Origin of the sequence: Isoptericola halotolerans (assembly GCF_013149785.1) — a bacterium.
In the GTDB taxonomy this organism is placed as follows: Bacteria; Actinomycetota; Actinomycetes; order Actinomycetales; family Cellulomonadaceae; genus Isoptericola; species Isoptericola halotolerans.
The window spans coordinates 1,613,889-1,634,247 of sequence record NZ_JABEZU010000001.1; the positions used below are offsets into that span (position 1 = coordinate 1,613,889).

The following is a 20,359-nucleotide window of genomic DNA, read 5'->3' on the forward strand; positions in this document are numbered from 1 at the left end:
CGGGTGGTCAGTGGGCCGGGGCGCAGGCGGGGCACAGGCCCCAGAACGTCACCTCGGCGAGGTCGACGGCGAAGCCGTGCGTGTCGCCCGGCGTCAGGCAGGGAGAGTGACCGACGGTGCAGTCGACGTCGGCGACGACGCCGCAGCCGCGGCACACGATGTGGTGGTGGTTGTCACCCACGCGCCGCTCGTACCGTGCCGGGTGCCCGGCAGGTTCCATCCGGCGAAGGATGCCGGTGGCGGAGAGGGTGTTGAGGGAGTCGTAGACCGCCTGGACGGAGACGGTGCCGAGGTCGGCGCGCACGGCGCGGACGACGTCGTCGGCGGTCGAGTGCTCGCGCCCGTCGAGCGCGCGCAGCACGGCGAGCCGCACACCGGTCACCCGCAGGCCGGCGCCGCGCAGGAGCTGGTGCTCCGTCGTCGGCGTCGTGGCGGGCGTCGTCGTGGACATGTGCCCAGCCTAGGGCGTTCTCTGGAATCCTTCCAGCATGGAGTGCGTGACGCAGGCAACAGCGAGGTGGGCGCCGTCGGGTGGTCCGTGTCGGCCGGGATCGTGCTAGCCTCGTGTGTTGACCGACCCGACCGCACCGCGGCCGGGTGCAGCAAGTGGAGACATCCCACCCGAGCACCGACGGGCGCGTGCCGAGCAGGCAGCGCCGACAGGGGCCGGGTTCGGTCGGACGGCTCGCGTCGTCCTGCCCCGGTCGTCGGCACCTTCGTGCCCGACGTCGCCGGACCGATGGCCTCCACCTGTTCGTTCAGGTCGGGGGCCTTCCTCGTTCCTGACGGTCTGACGACGAGCTTAGGAGCATCACCATCAGCGAGCCTCGCATCAACGACCGGATCCGCGTTCCCGAGGTCCGGCTCATCGGCCCGGGCGGGGAACAGGTCGGCGTGGTTGCCACCGGGGTCGCCCTCAAGCTGGCGCAGGACGCCGACCTCGACCTCGTCGAGGTCGCGCCGGAGGCCCGGCCGCCCGTGGCCAAGCTCATGGACTTCGGCAAGTTCAAGTACGAGTCGGACATGAAGGCGCGCGAGGCGCGCCGCAAGCAGGCGAACACCCTCCTCAAGGAGATCCGGTTCCGCCTGAAGATCGACCCGCACGACTACGCCACCAAGAAGGGTCACGTCGAGCGCTTCCTCTCGGCCGGCGACAAGGTCAAGGTCATGATCATGTTCCGTGGCCGCGAGCAGTCCCGCCCCGAGATGGGCGTGCGGCTGCTGCAGCGGCTCGCGGACGACGTGGCCGAGCTCGGCTTCGTCGAGTCCATGCCGAAGCAGGACGGTCGCAACATGACCATGGTCCTCGGGCCGGTGAAGAAGAAGGCGGAGGCCAAGAGCGAGCAGCGCAAGCGCTCTGCCGAGGTCAACGCCCAGCGCAAGACCAAGTCCGAGGTCAAGGCCGAGGCCCGCGCCAAGGCTGCGACGGAGGAGACGCCCGCCGCGAAGGAGGCGCCCGCCGAGGAGCAGGCCCCGGCGGCGGCGTCCAGCGCCCCGGAGCAGAGCGGGCCGACTCCGGCGCCCCGGCCCAGCCCCACGCCGCGCCCGAAGGCCGGCTGAGGACGCGACAGACCATCTGGCACCGGGCCGGCGCACCGGCCGCGGTCAGCATCACGTCCCTGCCCTCGGGTGGGTGACCGACACGAGGAGAGACGGCAGTCATGCCGAAGAACAAGACGCACTCCGGCTCCAAGAAGCGCTTCCGGGTGACCGGCAAGGGCAAGCTCATGCGCGAGCAGACGAACGCTCGCCACTACCTCGAGCACAAGTCGAGCCGTCGTACGCGCCGGCTCGCCGTGGACCAGGACGTCGCACCCGCCGACGTCAAGCGAATCAAGAAGCTGCTCGGTAGGTGAGCCCCGCCGGCGGCTGAGGCCGCCGGGAGCCATCTTCCGACCCGAACTGCAAGGAGCATCACGTGGCACGCGTGAAGCGGGCGGTCAACGCCCACAAGAAGCGCCGTACGACCCTCGAGCGCGCCAGCGGCTACCGCGGCCAGCGTTCGCGCCTGTACCGGAAGGCCAAGGAGCAGGTCACCCACTCCTTCGTCTACTCGTACCGCGACCGGAAGGCCAAGAAGGGCGACTTCCGCAAGCTGTGGATCCAGCGGATCAACGCTGCGTCCCGCGCCGAGGGCCTCACCTACAACCGCTTCGTCCAGGGCCTCAAGGCCGCGGGCGTCGAGGTCGACCGCCGCATGCTCGCCGAGCTCGCGGTCAACGACATCGCCGCGTTCAACGCGCTGGTCCAGGTCGCGAAGAACGCCCTCCCCGAGGACGTCAACGCGCCCAAGGCCGCCTGAGCCTGCGACGCACCGCCCGAACGCCCGGACAGCCCCCTGCCGATGCCCCGCATCCCTGACGTGACCCTCGCCAACCCGCGAGCCGATCGCGTCAAGCAGGTCAGGGCGTTGTCCGGGCGTTCGGCGCGTTCCAAGCACGGACAGTTCCTCGTCGAGGGACCGCAAGGCGTGCGTGAGGCCGTGCGGCACGCCACGGGCGACGTCCGCGACGTCTACCTCAGCCAGGCTGCCGCGGCGCGGTACGACGAGATCCTCGACGACGCGCTCGACGCCGGTCTGCGGGTCCGTGTCGGCGCGCCCGAGGTGCTGGACGCGATGAGTCCCGACGGCCAGGGTGTCGTCGCGGTCCTGCGGGCACGCTCCTGGCCGCTCGCCGACGTCGTCGGTTCGTTGGCCGCCTCCCGGGACGAGGCGGGTCGGCCCCTGATGGTCGCCGTCCTGGCGACGGTGCGCGACCCCGGGAACGCGGGCACGGTGATCCGCGCGGCGGACGCCGCCGGCGCCGACCTGGTCGTCCTGGCCGGCGAGAGCGTCGACGTGCACAACCCGAAGGTGGTGCGCTCCACCGCCGGGTCGCTGTTCCACCTGCCGGTGGTGACGGGTCCGACGCTGGCCGAGACGGTGGCCGCACTCCGCGACGCCGGCTGCACGGTGCTGGCCGCCGACGGCGCGGGCGACCACGACCTCGACGACCTGCTCGACGTCGCCGGCCCGGTGGCCACCAGGGAGGCCGGCACCCCGGACCTCGCCGCGTCCACCGCGTGGGTCTTCGGGAACGAGGCGTGGGGACTTCCCGAGGCGGACCGGGAGCTGGCCGACGCCGTCGTCCGCGTGCCGATCCGTGGCCAGGCCGAGTCCCTCAACCTCGCGACCGCCGCCACCGTGTGCCTGTACGCCTCGGCCCGGGCGCAGCGCTGACCCCACGGGCAGCAGGACCTCGGCCCCGTCCCCGTGGCGAGCGCCGCCAGGGCGGCCGAGGCTCCGGTGATGATCGTGCGGTGCATGGCACCGTCCTCGCCTTCGGGGGCCGTGCACCTGTCGTTCGCCCCGGCGCGCCGGGTGGATGCACCTCGGCCGAACGAGGTCCGGGGGTCCTGGTTCGGCGGGCCTACCATCGACGCGTGCGACTCTTCACGGCCGTGTACCCGTCCGCGCGGGCCCTGGCGCACCTCGACCTGGCGCTCGGCGGGGTGGGGCTCCACGCGGTGGCCGACCCGGGCAGCGGGTTGCGCTGGTTGCCGCGCGAGCAGCGGCACGTCACCCTCGTGTTCCACGGAGAGGTGCCCGACGGCGCGGTCCCCGCCTACGTCGACGCCCTGCACGCGGTGCTGGCAGGGATCGGGCCGTTCGAGCTGGACCTGGCCGGCAGCGGTACCTTCGGTGGCCGGACCCTGTGGGTCGGGCTGGGTGGCGACGTCGCCGTGCTGCGCGACCTGTCCGGCCACGTCGCCGACGCCGCCGGCACCGCGGGGCTGCCCGCCGGCGACCGCGCCGGGGGACGCCCGCACCTGACGGTGGCACGGGCGTCCGCCGCGCGCGTCGGTGCGGACCGCACCCGGCGGCGGGCGACGCGTCGGGCAGGTGCCGGACCGGGGGAGGGTGGCCAGGGGGCGCCGTTCACGCAGTGGTCGCGCGCCCTGACGGTCTACCGCGGGCCGGCGTGGGCGGTGACCGAGGTGGCCGTGGTCTCCTCGGCCCTGGGTGCCGGGCGCTCGGGCGGCCCGCTGCACACCCTCGAGGCCGTGGTCCCGCTGGGTGGGGCAGCAGCGGCGCGCCAGTAGACTGGCCGCTGCTGATCTCCCACCTCTGACGGAAGGCACGCATGTCAGCGCCTGAACAGCTGCCCGACCCTCTGGACACGGTGGCGCTCGACGCCGCGGTGTCCGCGGCGCTCGCCGACATCGCCGCGGCCGGCGACATCGCCGCGCTCAAGGCCGTGCGCTCCCAGCACGTCGGCGACAAGAGCCACCTGGCACTGGCGAACCGTGCCATCGCCACGCTGCCGGGGCCTGACAAGGCTGCGGCAGGCAAGAACCTCGGCCCCCGCAAGGGCCGGGTCGCGCAGGCCGTCGCCGCTCGCCAGGTCGAGCTCGAGGCCGAGCGGGACGAGCAGGTGCTGCGCACCGAGGCCGTCGACGTCACGCTGCCGACGAACCGGATCCCGCGGGGCGCGCGGCACCCGATCGAGCTGCGCCAGGAGCGCATCGCCGACTTCTTCGTCGGGATCGGCTGGGAGATCGCGGACGGCCCCGAGGTGGAGGCCGAGTGGTTCAACTTCGACGCCCTGAACTTCGGCCCGGACCACCCGGCACGGCAGATGCAGGACACCTTCTACATCGCCGACTCCGACGACGGGGTCAAGAGCAACCTCGTCCTGCGTACCCACACCTCGCCGGTGCAGGCACGCACGCTGCTGGACCGTGGTGTGCCTCTCTACATCGCCTGCCCGGGCAAGGTGTTCCGCACCGACGCCCTGGACGCCACCCACACCCCGGTGTTCCACCAGGTCGAGGGGTTGGCGGTCGACAAGGGCCTGACGATGGCGAACCTCGTGGGCACCCTCGACGCGTTCGCCCGTGCGATGTTCGGCCCCGAGGCCAGGACGCGGCTGCGCCCCAGCTTCTTCCCGTTCACCGAGCCGAGCGCCGAGATGGACCTGTGGTTCCCGCAGAAGAAGGGCGGGCCGGGCTGGATCGAGTGGGGCGGCTGCGGGATGGTGCACCCCAACGTGCTGCGTGCGGCCGGGATCGACCCGGACGTCTACTCCGGGTTCGCCTTCGGGATGGGGATCGAGCGCACCCTGATGCTGCGCCACTCCATCGCTGACATGCACGACATCGTGGAGGGCGACGTCCGCTTCTCCACCCAGTTCGGGACGGAGATCTACTGATGCCCCGCATCGTCACCGACTGGCTCGCCGACCACGTCGAGCTGCCGGACGACCTCACTGCCGACCGGCTCGCCCACGACCTGGTCAAGGTCGGGCTCGAGGAGGAGGAGGTCCATCCCGCTGCCGTCTCCGGACCGCTCGTGGTGGGTCGTGTCCTCGAGCTCACCCCGGAGGAGCAGAAGAACGGCAAGACGATCAACTGGTGCCTGGTCGACGTCGGCCCGGAGCACAACGCCACGCAGATCAAGGGGGTCGACGACGCCGACGTCCCCACCGGTGGGGCGCGCGGCATCGTGTGCGGCGCGCACAACTTCGGCGTCGGTGACCTGGTCGCCGTCTCGCTGCCCGGGACGGTCCTGCCCGGCGGCTTCGAGATCGCCGCTCGCAAGACCTACGGTCACGTCTCGGACGGCATGATCTGCTCGACCGCCGAGCTGGGCATGGGTGACGACGGGGGGCACGGGATCCTCGTGCTCACCGAGGCCGGGTTCGACGCCGCGGACCTCGAGCCGGGCCAGGACGCCGTCGAGCTGCTCGGCCTGGGCGACGAGGTCCTGGAGATCAACGTCACGCCGGACCGCGGGTACGCGTTCAGCTACCGCGGTGTGGCGCGCGAGTATTCCCACTCCACGGGTGCCGTCTTCACCGATCGCGGTCTGCCCGAGTCCTTGCCGACGCCGCCGCCGGCGGCGACGTCCGACGGGTTCGCCGTCGAGGTGGACGACGTCTCGCCCCTGGACGACCAGGTCGGCTGCGACCGGTTCGTCACCCGGATCGTGCGGGGCATCGATCCGTCGGCCCCGACGCCGGCGTGGATGAAGCGTCGCCTGGAGGGGTCGGGCATGCGGTCCATCTCCCTGGCTGTCGACGTGACCAACTACGTCATGCTCGACCTCGGCCAGCCGCTGCACGCCTACGACCTGGACCAGGTCGCGGCGCCGATCGTCGTGCGCCGGGCGACGGCAGGGGAGCGGCTGACGACGCTCGACGACGTCGACCGTGCCCTGGACACCGAGGACCTGCTCATCACCGACTCGCCCGAGGGAGCCCGCGGAGCGCGGGTCCTCGGGCTGGCGGGCGTCATGGGTGGTGAGTCCTCCGAGGTCTCGACGGTGACCACGGACGTGCTCGTCGAGGCCGCGCACTTCGACCCGGTCACCGTCGCGCGCACGGCCCGGCGTCACCGGCTGCCCTCGGAGGCGGCCAAGCGGTTCGAGCGCTGCGTCGACCCGCAGCTTCCGGCCGTCGCGGCGCAGCGCGCGGTCGACCTGCTGGTGGAGCTCGCGGGCGGCACGGCCGACGCTGCCGTCGGCGACCTGGACCACACCGGTGCGCCGCCGCAGATGGCGCTGGACGTGACGCTCCCCTCACGGGTCGCGGGGGTGCCGTACACCCGTGACCAGGTGGTCGGCATCCTGCGCACCATCGGCTGCACGGTGACCGAGGGCGTGGCGGGTTACGTGAACGTCACGCCGCCGACCTGGCGCCCCGACCTGACCGAGCCGGTGACCTTCGTCGAGGAGATCCTGCGGGTCGCCGGCTACGACGAGATCCCCTCGGTGCTGCCTGCCGCCCCGGGCGGCCGGGGGCTGGACCTGTCCCAGCGCACCCGCCGCTCGGTCGCGCGGGCACTGGCGGAGGCGGGCCTGGTCGAGGTGCTGACCTACCCGTTCATCGGCGAGGCGGACCTCGACGCGCTCGGTCTGCCCTCCGCCGACCCCCGGCGCCGGGCGTTGCGGTTGGCCAACCCGCTGGCCGACGACAAGCCGCTGCTGCGCACCAACCTGCTGGTGACGCTGCTGGAGGCAGCGCGGCGCAACGTCTCGCGCGGGCTGAGTGACGTCGCGGTCTTCGAGATCGGGCTCGTCACCCGCCCGGCGTCGGACGCCCCGCCCGCCCCGCAGCTCCCGGTGGCGGTGCGACCGACGCCTGCCGAGCTCGACCGGCTCGCGGCGGCGGTGCCCGACCAGCCGCGCCGGGTGGCCGGCGTGCTGACGGGCAACGCCTTGCCGGCCGGCTGGTGGGGCGAGGGCCGTCCGGTGGACTGGGCCGACGCCGTGGAGGCCGCCCGGCTGGTGGCCCACATCGCCGACGTCGAGGTCACCGTGGAGGCCGACGCCGACCACATGCCCTGGCATCCGGGGCGGTGCGCACGGATCACCCTGACCGACGGGACTCTCGTGGGCCATGCCGGCGAGCTGCACCCCAAGGTGCTCGAGTCGCTGGGGCTGCCGCCGCGCACCTGTGCGTTCGAGGTGGACCTGTCGGTGCTCCTGGACGCCGCCAGCGGCGACCCGGTGGTCGCGCGTCCGGTCTCGTCGTTCCCGGTGGCCAAGGAGGACTTCGCGTTCGTGGTCGACGCCGCCACCCCGGCTGCGGAGGTGCGTGCCGCCGTCGTCGCCGGCGGGGGCGACCTGCTGGAGGACGTCACGCTGTTCGACGTCTTCACCGGAGCCCAGGTCGGCGAGGGCAAGAAGTCGCTGGCCTACTCGCTGCGGCTGCGGGCCGCCGACCACACCCTGTCGGCCGACGAGGTGCGCGCGGTGCGGGACGCCGTCGTCGCCTCCGCTGCCGAGCGGGTGGGGGCCGAGCTGCGTGGCTGAGGTCCCCGCGTCCCGGACCGCGCTGGTGACGGGCGCGACCCGCGGCATCGGCCGCGCGGTCGCGCTCGGCCTGGCGGGTGCCGGGCTCGACGTCGCGCTGCTGGCGCGGGACACCGCTCGGCTCGAGGAGGTCGCCGACGAGGTGCGCGCCCTGGGTCGGACCGCCGTCGTGCTGACCTGTGACGTCACGGACGAGCCTGCGGTCCGGTCCTCCGTGGCGCAGGCCGAGGCCTCCCTGGGCGACGGGGGGCTCGGGTCGGTCGACCTGCTGGTCAACAACGCCGGTCGGATCGACGCCGAGGTGCCGCTGTGGGAGGCCGACCCGGACGAGTGGTGGTCCGTGCAGGAGACCAACGTGCGGGGCCCGTTCCTGCTGTCGCGGTACGTGATCCCGGGCATGCTGGCCCGCGGCGGGGGTCGGGTGCTCGACCTGAGCTCCGGGTCGGGCTCGCACGACATGGACGTGGCCAGCGCGTACAACGTGTCCAAGACGGCACTGATGCGCATGGGGCACCACCTGCACGCGGCCGGGCACTCTCGTGGCCTGCGGGTGCTGGAGCTTGCCCCGGGCGTGGTCGCCACGGACATGACCGCGTCGATGGACGCCCACGTGGGGCGCACCGCGTGGACGCCGGTGGAGCGCACGGTCGAGGCCGTCGTGGCGTTCGCGGCCGGTGACCTGGACGCGTGCTCCGGCTGGTTCGTGCGTGTCTCGGACGACACCCCCGCGTCGCTGCGGGCGCTGGCCGCCGAGGCCACCGCCGCCGCGCCGCGTCACCTGCGGGTGCTCCCGGCGTCGTCGGCCGACCCGATGACCCAGACGCTCACGGGCCGCTGAGGCGGCTCAGGACCGTTCGTCGCGCCAGGCGACCCACTGCTCCACGAGGTCCAGGTCGAAGTCGGGACCGCTGGTGCCGATCGTGAAGAGCGTGGCACCGGCGTCGACGAGGTCGTCCGCGACCTCCTGCGGTGGCCGCTTCACCCCGACCGACCGTTCGACCGACATGGCCGTGTCGCGCTGGACGTCCCTGCCGTGCGCGTCCAGCACCTGCGACTTGTGGCGCAGCGTCGCCGCGTCGCCGAACGAGTGCCAGACGTCGGCGTGCTCGGCGACCAGCCGCAACATCTTCTTCTCGCCGCCGCCGCCGATGAGCAGGGGGATCTCGCGGGTCGGCGCCGGGCTGCCCGCTGCCAGGCGTGCCCGGATGCGAGGGAGGGCCGCGGCGAGGTCGGCGATGCGGGTGCCGGCCGTGCCGAACTCGTAGCCGAACTCCCGGTAGTCCCTCTCGGCCCAGCCGGCCCCGATCCCGAGGATGAGGCGCCCGCCGCTGATGTGATCGACCGTGCGTGCCATGTCGGCCAGCAGGTCCGGGTTGCGATAGCCGTTCCCGGTGACCAGCGCCCCGATCTCCACGCGCTCGGTCTGCTCGGCCCAGGCGCCCAGCATGGTCCAGCACTCGAAGTGCTTGCCGTCGGGGTCGCCCGACAGCGGGAAGAAGTGGTCCCAGTTGAACACGACGTCGACGCCGGCGTCCTCGGCGCGCAGCACCGTGTCCCGGATCGTCGAGTAGTCGCCGTGCTGCTGACCGAGCTGGTACGCGATGCGGACGTTGCGCAGAGGTATGTCACTCATTGTCGGGATCATAGGTGCACGAAGAGGCTGGCGGTCACGGCCCGCGCCGCCGGGTCGTACCGCAGTGAACCCGCACCGGGTCAGTCGCGCGCGGCGACGACGAAGACTCGTCGGAACGCCAGCGCGGTCCCGTACGGGCGGAGGGGATAGGCCTCTGCCAGCGCTGCTGAGTACTCGGCCTCGAAGGCGTCCTGCAGAGCTGTGTCGTGCGCAGCGTCGTACGCGGCCAGTGCTGCCAGCGTGGGGCGGGCGCCTGTGGCTGCGATCCAACGCAGCACCGGGTGGGTGCCGTCGGTGGGCGGCAGCAGGTGGGTGTACGTCGTCTCCCACGTGTCCACGGTCCAGCCCGGACGGGCGAGGATCTCCAGGTATTCTGCGGGGTCGCCGGTGGCGCGCACCTCGACGGGTCCGACGGCGGTCGCGTAGGGCTCGCGAGCGGCCACCTCGCGCAGCAGCACATGGCTGGGGGCGTCGTGGTTGCCGGGCACGGAGAACGCCAGCACTCTGCGGGCGCGGTCGGCGAGAGCCGGCAGCAGGTCGCGATGCCCGGGCACCCACTGGAAGGTGGCGTTGCTGATGACGAGGTCGGCGTCGTCTCTCGAGCTGCCGGACGCGTAGTCCGTCACGTCGCCGACGGCGTACGTGCCCTGCGGGTCGGCCTGGCGTGCCCGGTCGATCATCGCCGGTGAGGTGTCCAGGCCGATGACGGCGGCACCGGGCCAGCGCGAACGGAGCACCGCGGTCAGGTGTCCCGGGCCGCAGCCGAGGTCGACGATGCTGGTGTGGTCGCCCGGCACCCGGGTCACCAGCTCGGTGAACGGGCGGGAGCGCTCGTCGGCGAAGCGCAGGTAGTCGGTGGGGGTCCAGTCGGCCATGACTCTCCTCTTGATATCAAGTATCTTGATGTCAAGATATACCAGCATCGTAGGCCCAGCGCGCCACCTCCACCCGGTTGCGCGTGCTGGTCTTGGCCATGATCGCCCCGAGATGCGTCTTGACCGTGCTCATCCCCAGGTGCAGCTCGGCGGCGATCTCGGCGTTCGTCCGCCCGGCCGCGACCAGGCGCAGCACGTCGCGCTCGCGGTCGGTCAGCGGGTCCACCAGCACCGGCGGCCTCGCGGCCGGCTGCGCGAAGTGGGTCAGCAGCCGCACCGTGACCGACGGGTCGATCAGCGCGTCGCCCGCGGCCGCCACCCGGACCGCCTGCCCGAGGAGCTCGGGCCCTGCGTCCTTGAGCAGGAAGCCCCGTGCTCCGGCACCGAGGGCGGCATGCACGTACTCGTCCAGGTCGAAGGTGGTGATGACGACGACGGCCATCGGGTCCGCCACGTCCGGCCCGGCGAGCGCCCGGGTCGCCGCGACGCCGTCCGTGCCCGGCATGCGGATGTCCAGGAGACACACGTCCGGCCGGTGCGCGTGGGCCAGGCGCACCGCCTCGGCGCCGTCGGCCGCCTCGGCGACGACCGTGATCCCGTCCAGGGAGTCGAGGATCGTGCGCAGCCCGGTGCGCACGATCTCCTGGTCGTCGGCGAGCAGGACGCGGATCACCGCGGCAGCCTCGCGCGTCCGGCCGGCAGGGTCAGGTCGACGGTCCAGCCACCGGCCGGATCCGGTCCTGCGGTGCACGTGCCCCCCAGGGCGGCAGCGCGCTCGGCCATCCCGACCAGACCGAAACCGCCGTGGCCCGGGGCGGTCGCCGCGCCGTCGTCGTGCACCCGCATCCGCACGTCGTCGCCGTCGGCCTCGACCACGACGTCCACGCACGTCGCGCCGCGGGCATGACGGCGTGCGTTGGCCACGGACTCCTGGGCCACCCGGTACAGCGCTGTCCCGGTCGCGTCGTCGAGCGCGTCCATCGCGTCGACCCGGACGACGACGGCCGGGACGCCGTCGTCGGCAGCCAGCGTCGTCAGGTCGTCCATCCCGGGCGCGGGCTGCAGGGCCGGGCTGCCGTCGTCGCGCAACGCTCCGACCACGAACCGCATCTCGGCCAGCGCACGCCGGGCCTCCGTCTCGATCACTCCGAGCGACTCGATCGCCGTCTCCGGTGCCACCTGCCCGGCCTGGGCGCGTACGGCGATCGCCGAGACGTGGTGGGCGACGGTGTCGTGCAGGTCGCGGGCGATGCGCTCGCGCTCGCGCGCGCGAGCCTCCTCCAGCAGCCGGGCCCGTGCGGTGACACGCTGGCGCACCGTCTCGCCGATGCTCATCGCGAGCACCAGCACGACGGCGCCACCGATCGCGTCGCCGGGTCCGGACCAGCCGGTGACCACCGACACGGCCGCACCGGTGACCAGCAGGACGGTGCCGACGACGATCGCAGGGCCGGACCCCCACCGGTACAGCGCATAGGGGAGCAGGATGAGCGCCGCCTGCGTGATCATCCCGACGGTCTCGAGCCCGGCCGCGTGCTGGGTGATCTCCAGTGTGCTGCCGACGACCGTCCCCGCCGCGACGGCGGCCACCGGGTGCGTGCGCCGCCAGGGCAGCACGCACAGCACGGCCACCGTGACGGCGACGCTCGCGACGGGCCACGTGAGGTCGGTGCGCAGCACGCCCTCGAGGACCGCGCAGACGACCAGGACGGCGACGAGGGCCACGTCGGCCCGGCGCGGCGGGGGCGCGCCGGGTACGGACGGCCGGTTCCAGATCGCGCCGAGGGTGCGCTGCACGTGACGCATGCTAGCCGCGCACCCGGGCCCGGCGTCGGATGACGACCTCGGCGACGACGACGTTGATCGCCCAGCCCAGTCCCATCCCGACCGGTCGGGTCCAGTCGGGGATCTCGTCGAGCGCCAGGAGCGGTCCCTGGGTGAGCACCTGGGTCCCGGCGCCCATCGCGAGCGCGTAGGCGCGGGTCATCCAGGCGCCGTGCGCGACGTAGTCGTGCCGGGCGAGCGCCCGGACGGCCAGGGCGAGCTGGACGAGCATCGCGGCCCCGACGGCGTAGCGGATGACGACCAGCGCTCCGGCGTCGGCGGGCGGGAACTCGTACGCGGCCGTCATCCACAGGCCGCTCGCGGCCGACAGCGCCCCGGCCGGCACGAGCACCGCCCCGGCCCGACGGTGCCAGCCGACGTGCCGACGTCGGAGGTCACGGGAGAACTGGAGGGCGCCGAGGACCGCGTAGACCACGCTGGTCGCCACATGGATGACGATCGGCACGGGGTCGGTGACGAAGCGGGCGTTCTGCGGCGTGACGACCGACAGGTCGCCGAGCCGCATGGCACCACCGAGGATCGGCACGGCGGCGAGGACGAGCAGTCCCGCGACGGCGAGCCGGTTCAGGGGGAGCGAGGGTGCTGTGGTCCGGGCTGCGGTGGTGGTCATGGCTCCACGGTCCGACGACGGCACGTGCTCGCGGATCGGCCGTCCGGCCGGACCGGCTCCACCGATGGGCCGGACCGTCCGGCGGGGGGTCAGGGGACCAGCAGCACCTTGCCGGTGGTCGCCCGGCCCTCCAGCGCGCGGTGCGCCTCGGCGGCGTCGGTGAGCGCGTAGGTGGTTCCCACCCGCACGTCGAGGTCGCCGGACGCCGCGAGCCCCAGGACCTCGCCGGCCCGCCACTCGAGCTCGCCGCGGGTGGCGGTGTAGTGGGCCAGGGTGGGACGGGTCAGGAACAGCGAGCCGCCGGCGTTGAGGCGCTGCGGGTCGAACGGTGGTACCTGACCGGACGCACCGCCGAACAGCACCAGCATCCCGCGCGCCCGCAGCGAGGCGAGCGAGGCGTCGAACGTCGCCGCTCCCACGCCGTCGTACACCACGTGGACCCCGGCTCCGTCGGTGAGGTCGCGCACGACGGCGGGCAGCTCGGTGGTCAGGTCGTCCATCGCGGCGTAGTCGATCGTGTGCAGGGCGCCGGCGTCCCGCGAGAGCGCCGCCTTCTCGGGGGTGGAGACGGTGGTGACGACGCGTCCACCGCGGTGCGTCGCGAGCTGGGTGGCGAGCAGGCCGACACCGCCCGCGCCGGCGTGCAGCAGGACGTCGTGACCGAAACCGACCTCGAAGGTCGAGGCCACGAGGTAGTGGGCCGTCATGCCCTGCAGGGGCAGGGCGGCCGCGGTGACCAGGTCGAGACCGGCCGGGACGCGCACGGCACCTACGGCCCGCACGACGGCGAGCTCGGCGTAGGAGCCCGGTGCGTCGTGCCAGGCGACCTGGTCGCCGACCGCGAAGCCCGTCACGCCGTCGCCGGTCGCCTCGACGGTCCCGGCACCCTCGGTGCCCACCACGTGCGGGAACTCCATGGGGTAGACCCCCGCCCGCCGGTAGGTGTCGATGAAGTTCACGCCGGCCGCTGCGACGCGGACCAGCAGCTCTCCCGGCCCGGGCTCCGGGTCGGGGCGTTCGGAGTGCTCCAGGACCTCGGGACCGCCCGCGGTGCGGGCCACGACTGCGCGCATACCCCGAGCCTACGACCTGCCCGTAGTCTGTGGCCGTGACCGTGGAGATCCGCACCGCGACCGACGCCGACTGGCCGCTGATCTGGCCCCTCGTCGAGCGGGTCGTCCGTGCGGGGGAGACCTACGCCTACCCGCTCGACCTGACGTCCGAGCGGGCGCGCGAGCTGTGGCTGGAACGCCCGCCCGGTCGTACCGTCGTCGCCGTGGGCGTCGGCGGCGACGGCCGCGACGAGGTGCTGCTGGGTACCGCGAAGATGGGCCCGAACCGCCCGGGCCACGGTGACCATGTCGGTACGGCGTCCTTCATGGTCGACGAGGCCGCTCGAGGCAGGGGCGTCGGACGGGCGCTCGGGGAGCACGTGATCGCCTGGCACGCCGAGCAGGGATACCGCGGCATCCAGTTCAACGCCGTCGTCGAGTCGAACACGGCCGCGGTCAGGCTGTGGCGGTCGTTGGGCTTCGAGATCGTCGGCACCGTCCCGGAGGCGTTCCGCAGCCCCACCCACGGCTACGTGGGCCTGCACGTCATGTACCGCCACCTGGGGTGACCGCATCGCAGAATATGTTCGCTGATGGGCGCATACGTATGTACCATGGCCGTATGGTCAGCACATCGGACGCCCGGCTCCGCGTCGCCGTCGCCGGCGCCTCGGGGTACGCCGGCGGAGAGTTCCTGCGCCTCGCCGTGGCGCACCCCCACCTCGAGATCGGCACGCTCACCGCGCACTCCAACGCCGGCAGCCGACTCGGGGAGCTGCAGCCTCACCTGCGATCCCTGGCCGATCGCGTCCTCGAGCCCACGACCCCCGAGGCGCTCGCCGTGCACGACGTCGTCGTCCTCGGCCTCCCGCACGGCGCCTCCGGCGAGATCGCCGCGCAGCTGCCCGACGACGTCCTCGTCCTGGACCTCGGGGCCGACCACCGGCTCGCATCCACGGCGGACTGGGAGGCGTTCTACGGCTCCGAGCACGCCGGTACCTGGCCGTACGGGCTGCCGGAGCTCATCGTCAGCGACAGCTCGGGCTCGACGACGCAGCGCACCCGCCTCGCCGGAGCACGTCGCCTCGCGATGCCCGGGTGCAACGTGACCGCCGTCACCCTCGGGCTGCAGCCCGGGATCGCCGCCGGGCTGCTCGACCCGACCGACCTGGTCGCGGTCCTGGCCAACGGGTACTCCGGCGCCGGCAAGGCGCTCAAGCCGCACCTGCTCGCCGCCGAGGGACTGGGCTCGGCCGTGCCGTACGCCGTCGGGGGCACCCACCGGCACATCCCGGAGATCATCCAGAACCTGCGCACCGCGGGGGCGGCCGACGTCTCGATCAGCTTCACGCCCACGCTCGTCCCGATGGCCCGTGGCATCCTCGCGACCGCGACCGCACGTCTCGCCCCGGCGCACCGCGACGCCGACGCCGACGCCGTGCGCGCCGTGTGGGAGCGGGCCTACGCCGACGAGCCGTTCGTCGACCTGCTGCCCGCCGGGCAGTGGCCCTCGACGGCCTCGACGACGGGTGCGAACACGGCGCTCGTCCAGGTCGCGCTCGACGCGGCCGCCAGCCGGGTCGTCACCGTCACCGCGCTCGACAACCTCGCCAAGGGCACCGCCGGCCAGGCGGTCCAGGCCATGAACATCGCCCTCGACCTGCCGGAGTCGGCCGGTCTGCCCACCGAAGGAGTCGCACCGTGAGCGTCACCGCCGCACAAGGGTTCCGGGCGGCCGGGGTCACCGCCGGCCTCAAGGCCTCCGGCACCCCCGATCTCGCCCTCGTCGTCAACGACGGCCCCGAGCACACCGCCGCCGCCGTCTTCACCAGCAACCGGGTGGTCGGGGCACCCGTGATGTGGTCGCGCCAAGCCGTCAAGGACGGCGTCGCGCGCGCCGTCGTGCTCAACTCCGGCGGTGCCAACGTCTGCACCGGACCCGGCGGCTTCCAGGACGCGCACGCCACCGCCGAGACCGTCGCCGACGCGCTCGGGATCGGCGCCATCGACGTCCTGGTCGCGTCGACGGGCCTCATCGGCGTCCGGCTGGCCGCCGACAAGCTCCTCGCGGGCATCCCGGTCGCCGTCGGCTCCCTCGCCACCGACCCCGACGCCGGGCAGGCCGCGGCCACCGCGATCATGACCACCGACACCGTGCCGAAGACGGCGGTGCGCACCGTCGACACCCCGGCCGGGACGTACACCGTCGGCGGCATGGCCAAGGGGGCGGGCATGCTCGCCCCGGCCCTGGCGACCATGCTGTGCGTCGTCACCACCGACGCGGTCGTGGCGACCCCGGACGCGGACGCCGCCCTGCGGGCCGCGACCCGTGCCACCTTCGACCGGGTCGACTCCGACGGCGCCATGTCGACGTCGGACACCGTGGTGCTCATGGCGTCCGGTGCCTCCGGCGTCGCCGCGGACCTCGGGTCACTGACCGAGGCCGTCACCGCGGTCTGCGCGGACCTGGCGCGCCAGCTCGTGGCCGACGCGGAGGGTGCCTCGCACGACATCGCCATCACGGTCACGCACGCGACCACCGAGGACGCGGCGCTCGCCGTCGCGCGCGCCGTGAGCCGCTCCAACCTCGTAAAGGCCGCGGTCTTCGGCAACGACCCGAACTGGGGGCGCATCCTGTCGCAGGTCGGCACCGTGCCCGAGGACGTCGCCCCGTTCGACCCGGCGGCCCTGGACGTCAGCATCAACGGCGTCATGGTCTGCCGCGCCGGCGGAGCGCACGAGCCGCCGGAGAACGTCGACATGGCGGCCGACCGGGACGTGACGATCACCGTCGACCTGCACGCCGGTGACGCCGAGGTCACGTTGTGGACCAACGACCTGACCCACGCCTACGTCCACGAGAACAGCGCGTACTCCTCATGAGCACCTTCGACACCCGCACCGACCTGCGCCCCGACCAGAAGGCCGAGGTGCTCATCGAGGCGCTGCCCTGGCTCCAGGAGTTCGCCGGAGCGCTCGTCGTCGTCAAGTACGGCGGCAACGCCATGGTCGACGACGCCCTCAAGGCGGCGTTCGCCCAGGACATGGTCTTCCTGCGCCAGGTGGGCCTGCGTCCCGTCGTCGTCCACGGCGGCGGCCCGCAGATCTCCACGATGCTCGAGCGCGTGGGCATCGCCTCGGAGTTCCGCGGCGGGCTGCGGGTCACCACGCCCGAGGCGATGGACGTCGTGCGCATGGTCCTCACCGGCCAGGTCCAGCGCGACCTGGTGGGGCTGCTGAACGCCCACGCGCCGCGAGCCGTCGGGCTCTCCGGCGAGGACGCCGGGCTGTTCGGCGCCGTGCGCCGGCACGCCACGGTCGACGGCGAACCGGTGGACGTGGGCCTCGTCGGCGACGTCGTGCAGGTCAACCCGTCGGCCGTCCAGGACCTGCTCGACGCGGGCCGCATCCCGGTGGTCTCGACCGTCGCGCCCGACCTCGACGAACCCTCGCAGGTGCTCAACGTCAACGCCGACACCGCGGCGTCGGCGCTCGCGGTCGCGCTCGGCGCGAAGAAGCTCATCGTGCTCACCGACGTCGAGGGCCTCTACACGAGCTGGCCGGACCGCGACTCGTTGGTCGAGGAGATCACCGCGGGTGACCTGGCGACCCTGCTGCCGAGCCTGACCTCGGGCATGGTCCCGAAGATGGAGGCCTGCCTGCGGGCGGTCCAGGGCGGTGTCCCGCGCGCCTCCGTGATCGACGGGCGCCAGCCGCACTCGGTGCTGCTCGAGGTGTTCACCTCGCGGGGCAACGGCACGATGGTCGTCCCGGACCCTCGGCCTGGGAAGGTTGACGCATGACCGAGATCACCAGCACCGGCCGGGACCTGAGCACCCAGGGCTGGACCGAGGCGTACTCCCGCTCCGTGATGGACACCTTCGGACCGCCGCAGCGCATCCTCGTGCGCGGCGAGGGCCCGTACGTCTGGGACGCCGAGGGCACGCGGTACCTCGACCTGCTCGCCGGGATCGCCGTCAACGCGCTCGGGCACGCCCACCCGACGCTGACCGCGGCGGTGAGCGCCCAGCTCGGGACGCTCGGACACGTGTCGAACTTCTTCGGCACGCCGACGCAGATCACGCTGGCCGAGCGGCTCCTGCAGCTCGCCGAGGCGCCGGCCGGTTCGCGGGTCTTCTTCACGAGCTCCGGCACGGAGGCCAACGAGGCCGCCTTCAAGATGACACGGCGCACCGGGCGCACGCGGGTGCTGGCCCTCGAAGGAGGCTTCCACGGACGCAGCCTCGGGGCGTTGGCGCTGACCCACAAGCCCGCGTACCGCGAACCCTTCGAACCGCTGCCCGGTGGCGTCGAGCACCTGCCCTTCGGCGACACCGAGGCGCTCGAGGCCGCCTTCGCGCCCGACGCCGTCGCCGAGCACGGCGAGGTGGCCGCGCTCGTCGTCGAGCCGATCCAGGGCGAGGCCGGGGTGCGCGAGCTCCCGGCCGGGTACCTCGCGCTCGCGCGCCGGCTCACGCAGGACGCCGGGTCCCTGCTCGTGCTCGACGAGGTGCAGACCGGCATGGGCCGCACCGGTTCGTGGTTCGCCTTCCAGCAGCCGGAGATCGGCGGCGGCATCGTGCCCGACGTCGTCACTCTCGCCAAGGGCCTGGGCGGAGGATTCCCGGTCGGTGCCGTCCTGGCGTTCGGGGAGCGGGCCGCGACGCTGCTGGGCCGCGGCCAGCACGGCACCACGTTCGGCGGCAACCCGGTGGCCGCGGCCGCCGCGCTGGCCACCATCGGCGTGATCGAGCGTGACCGGTTGCTGGCCCACACCCGGACCGTCGGGAAGGTCCTGCGCCGCGCCGTCGTGGCGGCGGGCAACCCGCTGGTGAAGGACGTCCGAGGACGCGGCCTGCTCCTCGCCGTCGAGCTCACCCGTCCGGTGGCGGCGCAGGTCGCGGCCGCCGCGCTGGACGCCGGGTTCATCGTCAACGCCGTCGCCCCGGACGCCGTCCGGCTGGCGCCGCCCCTGGTGCTGACCATCGACCAGGCGCTCGACGCCGCGCGATTCTTCGCCGGCGTGAGCGTCGAGACCACTGCGCCCGAGAAGGACGACTGATGCCCCGCCACTTCCTGCGAGACGACGACCTGACGCCCGCCGAGCAGCACGAGGTGCTCGAGCTCGCCCTCGCGTTCCGTGAGGACCGCACCGTGCGCACGCCGCTGTCCGGACCGCAGGGCGTCGCGCTGCTGTTCGACAAGCCGACGCTGCGCACGCAGCTGTCCTTCGCCACCGGCGTCGCGGAGATGGGGGGATTCCCGACGGTGGTCGACGGCCGGCTCGCCCAGATCGGCGTGCGCGAGTCCGTCGCCGACGTCACCCGCGTGCTCGACCGCCAGGTGTCCGCGATCGTGTGGCGGACGTTCGGCCAGGACCGCCTCGAGGAGATGGCATCGGTCTCCCGGGTCCCGGTGATCAACGCGCTCACGGACGACTACCACCCGTGCCAGCTGCTCGCGGACCTCGTGACGATCGCCCAGCACCGGGGCGGTCTGAACGACCTGCCGGGTCAGCGGCTGGTCTACGTCGGCGACGCGGCCAACAACATGGCGGCGTCCTACCTGCTGGCCGGCGCGACCGCCGGGCTGCACGTGGTCGTCTGCGGCCCCCAGGGGTACCTGCCGACCGACGACGTCGTCGCCCGGGCCGGGAGGATCGCGGCCACGACGGGCGGCTCGGTCGCCGTCACCACCGACCCGCGTGCCGCCGTCGTCGGCGCCGACGTCGTCGTGACCGACACCTGGGTCTCCATGGGCGACGAGGAGTCGGCCGCGCAGCGGGTCACCGACCTGCTGCCGTACCAGGTCACGCCCGACCTCATGGCGGAGGCGAAGGACGACGCGATCTTCCTGCACTGCCTGCCCGCCTACCGGGGCAAGGAGGTCGCCGCCGAGGTCATCGACGGCCCGCGGTCCGTCGTCTGGGACGAGGCCGAGAACCGCCTGCACGCCCAGAAGGCGATCCTGACGTTCCTCCTGGAGCAGCGATGACCGCCTCCGGACCCGGGCCGCTGACCACCAAGGCGGCGCGGCACGCCCGCATCGTGGAGATCGTGCGCCGCACCGCGATCCACTCGCAGGCCGAGCTCGCCCGTGAGCTGGCTGACGAAGGCCTCTCCGTCACCCAGGGCACGCTCTCGCGCGACCTCATCGAGCTGAGGGCCGAGAAGGTGCGCAGCGACTCCGGCGCCCTGGTGTACGCGGTGCCCGGCGAGGGTGGGGACCGGAGCGTGCGGGCCGCCGGCGTCGGCGGGCACGACGACGGGTACCTCGCCGCCCGCCTGGCGCGGCTCTGCGCAGACCTGCTGGTCTCGGCCGAGGCCTCGGGCAACCAGGTGGTGCTGCGCACCCCACCGGGGGCCGCGAACTACCTGGCCTCCGCCATCGACCACTCCGTCTTCCCCGGGGTCCTCGGCTGCATCGCCGGGGACGACACGATCCTCGTGATCGCCCGGGACCCCGCGGGCGGCGACGAGCTCGCCGCCCGGTTCCTCGAGCTCACCGCGTCACCGGACGCCTGAGCCTGCCAGACTCGACACCCACCGC

At 73.4% G+C, this 20,359-nt stretch carries 22 protein-coding genes; 15 read left to right on the forward strand and 7 right to left on the reverse strand.

The annotated features are described in order from the left end of the window. Window positions 1-7: 7 nt before the first annotated feature. Window positions 8-451, reverse strand: a complete 444-nt coding sequence (locus HDG69_RS07635) for a Fur family transcriptional regulator (protein WP_171783068.1) — start codon at window positions 449-451, stop codon at window positions 8-10. A 365-nt stretch (window positions 452-816) separates the two neighbouring features. Here HDG69_RS07635 and infC point away from each other — a divergent pair, with 365 nt between their 5' ends. The 8 genes from infC to HDG69_RS07675 all read left to right on the forward strand — a co-directional run bounded on the left by infC (window position 817) and on the right by HDG69_RS07675 (window position 8,633). Beyond that, on the forward strand, window positions 817-1,560 hold the full coding sequence (gene infC, locus HDG69_RS07640; RefSeq protein WP_171783242.1) for a translation initiation factor IF-3: 744 nt from the start codon (window positions 817-819) through the stop codon (window positions 1,558-1,560). A 101-nt stretch (window positions 1,561-1,661) separates the two neighbouring features. Beyond that, window positions 1,662-1,856 carry a 50S ribosomal protein L35 gene (gene rpmI, locus HDG69_RS07645; RefSeq protein WP_171783069.1) on the forward strand — a complete coding sequence of 65 codons (195 nt, stop codon included), beginning with the start codon at window positions 1,662-1,664 and terminating at the stop codon, window positions 1,854-1,856. A gap of 62 nt (window positions 1,857-1,918) precedes the next feature. Then, window positions 1,919-2,302, forward strand: coding sequence for a 50S ribosomal protein L20 (gene rplT, locus HDG69_RS07650; protein ID WP_171783070.1), 384 nt, complete (start codon window positions 1,919-1,921; stop codon window positions 2,300-2,302). A 42-nt stretch (window positions 2,303-2,344) separates the two neighbouring features. Beyond that, entirely contained in the window at window positions 2,345-3,220 is an 876-nt protein-coding gene (locus HDG69_RS07655) for a TrmH family RNA methyltransferase (protein ID WP_171783071.1), read from the forward strand. 203 nt (window positions 3,221-3,423) lie between these two features. After that, window positions 3,424-4,083 (forward strand): 2'-5' RNA ligase family protein, encoded by a 660-nt coding sequence (locus tag HDG69_RS07660; RefSeq protein ID WP_171783072.1) that lies wholly within the window; start codon window positions 3,424-3,426, stop codon window positions 4,081-4,083. 41 nt (window positions 4,084-4,124) lie between these two features. After that, window positions 4,125-5,192 (forward strand): phenylalanine--tRNA ligase subunit alpha, encoded by a 1,068-nt coding sequence (gene pheS, locus HDG69_RS07665; protein WP_171783073.1) that lies wholly within the window; start codon window positions 4,125-4,127, stop codon window positions 5,190-5,192. Continuing rightward, window positions 5,192-7,795 (forward strand): phenylalanine--tRNA ligase subunit beta, encoded by a 2,604-nt coding sequence (gene pheT, locus HDG69_RS07670; RefSeq protein ID WP_171783074.1) that lies wholly within the window; start codon window positions 5,192-5,194, stop codon window positions 7,793-7,795. The genes pheS and pheT overlap by 1 nt, the downstream gene beginning before the upstream one ends. Next, window positions 7,788-8,633: an SDR family NAD(P)-dependent oxidoreductase gene (locus tag HDG69_RS07675; RefSeq protein WP_171783075.1), complete on the forward strand. Its 846-nt coding sequence runs from the start codon at window positions 7,788-7,790 to the stop codon at window positions 8,631-8,633. Before pheT ends, HDG69_RS07675 begins: the two co-directional genes overlap by 8 nt. Window positions 8,634-8,639: 6 nt before the next feature. On the opposite strand, the gene HDG69_RS07680 is transcribed toward HDG69_RS07675, so the two are convergent. The 6 genes from HDG69_RS07680 to HDG69_RS07705 all read right to left on the reverse strand — a co-directional run bounded on the left by HDG69_RS07680 (window position 8,640) and on the right by HDG69_RS07705 (window position 13,831). Continuing rightward, the gene (locus tag HDG69_RS07680) at window positions 8,640-9,428 is read right to left on the reverse strand and encodes an LLM class F420-dependent oxidoreductase (RefSeq protein WP_171783076.1); all 789 of its coding nucleotides are present in this window, start codon (window positions 9,426-9,428) and stop codon (window positions 8,640-8,642) included. Window positions 9,429-9,508: 80 nt separating this feature from the next. Continuing rightward, window positions 9,509-10,303: a methyltransferase domain-containing protein gene (locus HDG69_RS07685; RefSeq protein ID WP_171783077.1), complete on the reverse strand. Its 795-nt coding sequence runs from the start codon at window positions 10,301-10,303 to the stop codon at window positions 9,509-9,511. A 31-nt stretch (window positions 10,304-10,334) separates the two neighbouring features. Further along, on the reverse strand, window positions 10,335-10,976 hold the full coding sequence (locus tag HDG69_RS07690; RefSeq protein WP_171783078.1) for a response regulator: 642 nt from the start codon (window positions 10,974-10,976) through the stop codon (window positions 10,335-10,337). After that, window positions 10,973-12,100, reverse strand: coding sequence for a histidine kinase (locus HDG69_RS19535; RefSeq protein WP_171783079.1), 1,128 nt, complete (start codon window positions 12,098-12,100; stop codon window positions 10,973-10,975). Before HDG69_RS19535 ends, HDG69_RS07690 begins: the two co-directional genes overlap by 4 nt. A 10-nt stretch (window positions 12,101-12,110) precedes the next feature. Continuing rightward, window positions 12,111-12,758, reverse strand: coding sequence for a DUF2306 domain-containing protein (locus HDG69_RS07700; RefSeq protein WP_171783080.1), 648 nt, complete (start codon window positions 12,756-12,758; stop codon window positions 12,111-12,113). A gap of 89 nt (window positions 12,759-12,847) precedes the next feature. Further along, a complete protein-coding gene (locus HDG69_RS07705; RefSeq protein WP_171783081.1) occupies window positions 12,848-13,831 on the reverse strand; it encodes a quinone oxidoreductase family protein in 984 nt (327 codons plus the stop codon). 35 nt (window positions 13,832-13,866) lie between these two features. Between HDG69_RS07705 and HDG69_RS07710 the strand changes: the two genes are divergently transcribed. From HDG69_RS07710 to HDG69_RS07740, 7 genes are read left to right on the forward strand one after another with little or no spacing between them, the layout of a single operon-like run. Continuing rightward, entirely contained in the window at window positions 13,867-14,379 is a 513-nt protein-coding gene (locus tag HDG69_RS07710) for a GNAT family N-acetyltransferase (RefSeq protein ID WP_343036312.1), read from the forward strand. Window positions 14,380-14,432: 53 nt separating this feature from the next. After that, a complete protein-coding gene (gene argC / locus HDG69_RS07715) occupies window positions 14,433-15,515 on the forward strand; it encodes an N-acetyl-gamma-glutamyl-phosphate reductase (protein ID WP_171783082.1) in 1,083 nt (360 codons plus the stop codon). Further along, window positions 15,512-16,693 (forward strand): bifunctional glutamate N-acetyltransferase/amino-acid acetyltransferase ArgJ, encoded by a 1,182-nt coding sequence (argJ, locus tag HDG69_RS07720; protein ID WP_171783083.1) that lies wholly within the window; start codon window positions 15,512-15,514, stop codon window positions 16,691-16,693. The genes argC and argJ overlap by 4 nt, the downstream gene beginning before the upstream one ends. Next, window positions 16,690-17,613, forward strand: a complete 924-nt coding sequence (gene argB / locus HDG69_RS07725; protein WP_171783084.1) for an acetylglutamate kinase — start codon at window positions 16,690-16,692, stop codon at window positions 17,611-17,613. The genes argJ and argB overlap by 4 nt, the downstream gene beginning before the upstream one ends. Continuing rightward, the gene (locus tag HDG69_RS07730; protein ID WP_171783085.1) at window positions 17,610-18,872 is read left to right on the forward strand and encodes an acetylornithine transaminase; all 1,263 of its coding nucleotides are present in this window, start codon (window positions 17,610-17,612) and stop codon (window positions 18,870-18,872) included. The genes argB and HDG69_RS07730 overlap by 4 nt, the downstream gene beginning before the upstream one ends. Next, the gene (argF, locus tag HDG69_RS07735) at window positions 18,872-19,804 is read left to right on the forward strand and encodes an ornithine carbamoyltransferase (RefSeq protein ID WP_171783086.1); all 933 of its coding nucleotides are present in this window, start codon (window positions 18,872-18,874) and stop codon (window positions 19,802-19,804) included. The genes HDG69_RS07730 and argF overlap by 1 nt, the downstream gene beginning before the upstream one ends. Then, window positions 19,801-20,334, forward strand: coding sequence for an arginine repressor (locus HDG69_RS07740; protein ID WP_171783087.1), 534 nt, complete (start codon window positions 19,801-19,803; stop codon window positions 20,332-20,334). Before argF ends, HDG69_RS07740 begins: the two co-directional genes overlap by 4 nt. Window positions 20,335-20,359 lie beyond the last annotated feature (25 nt).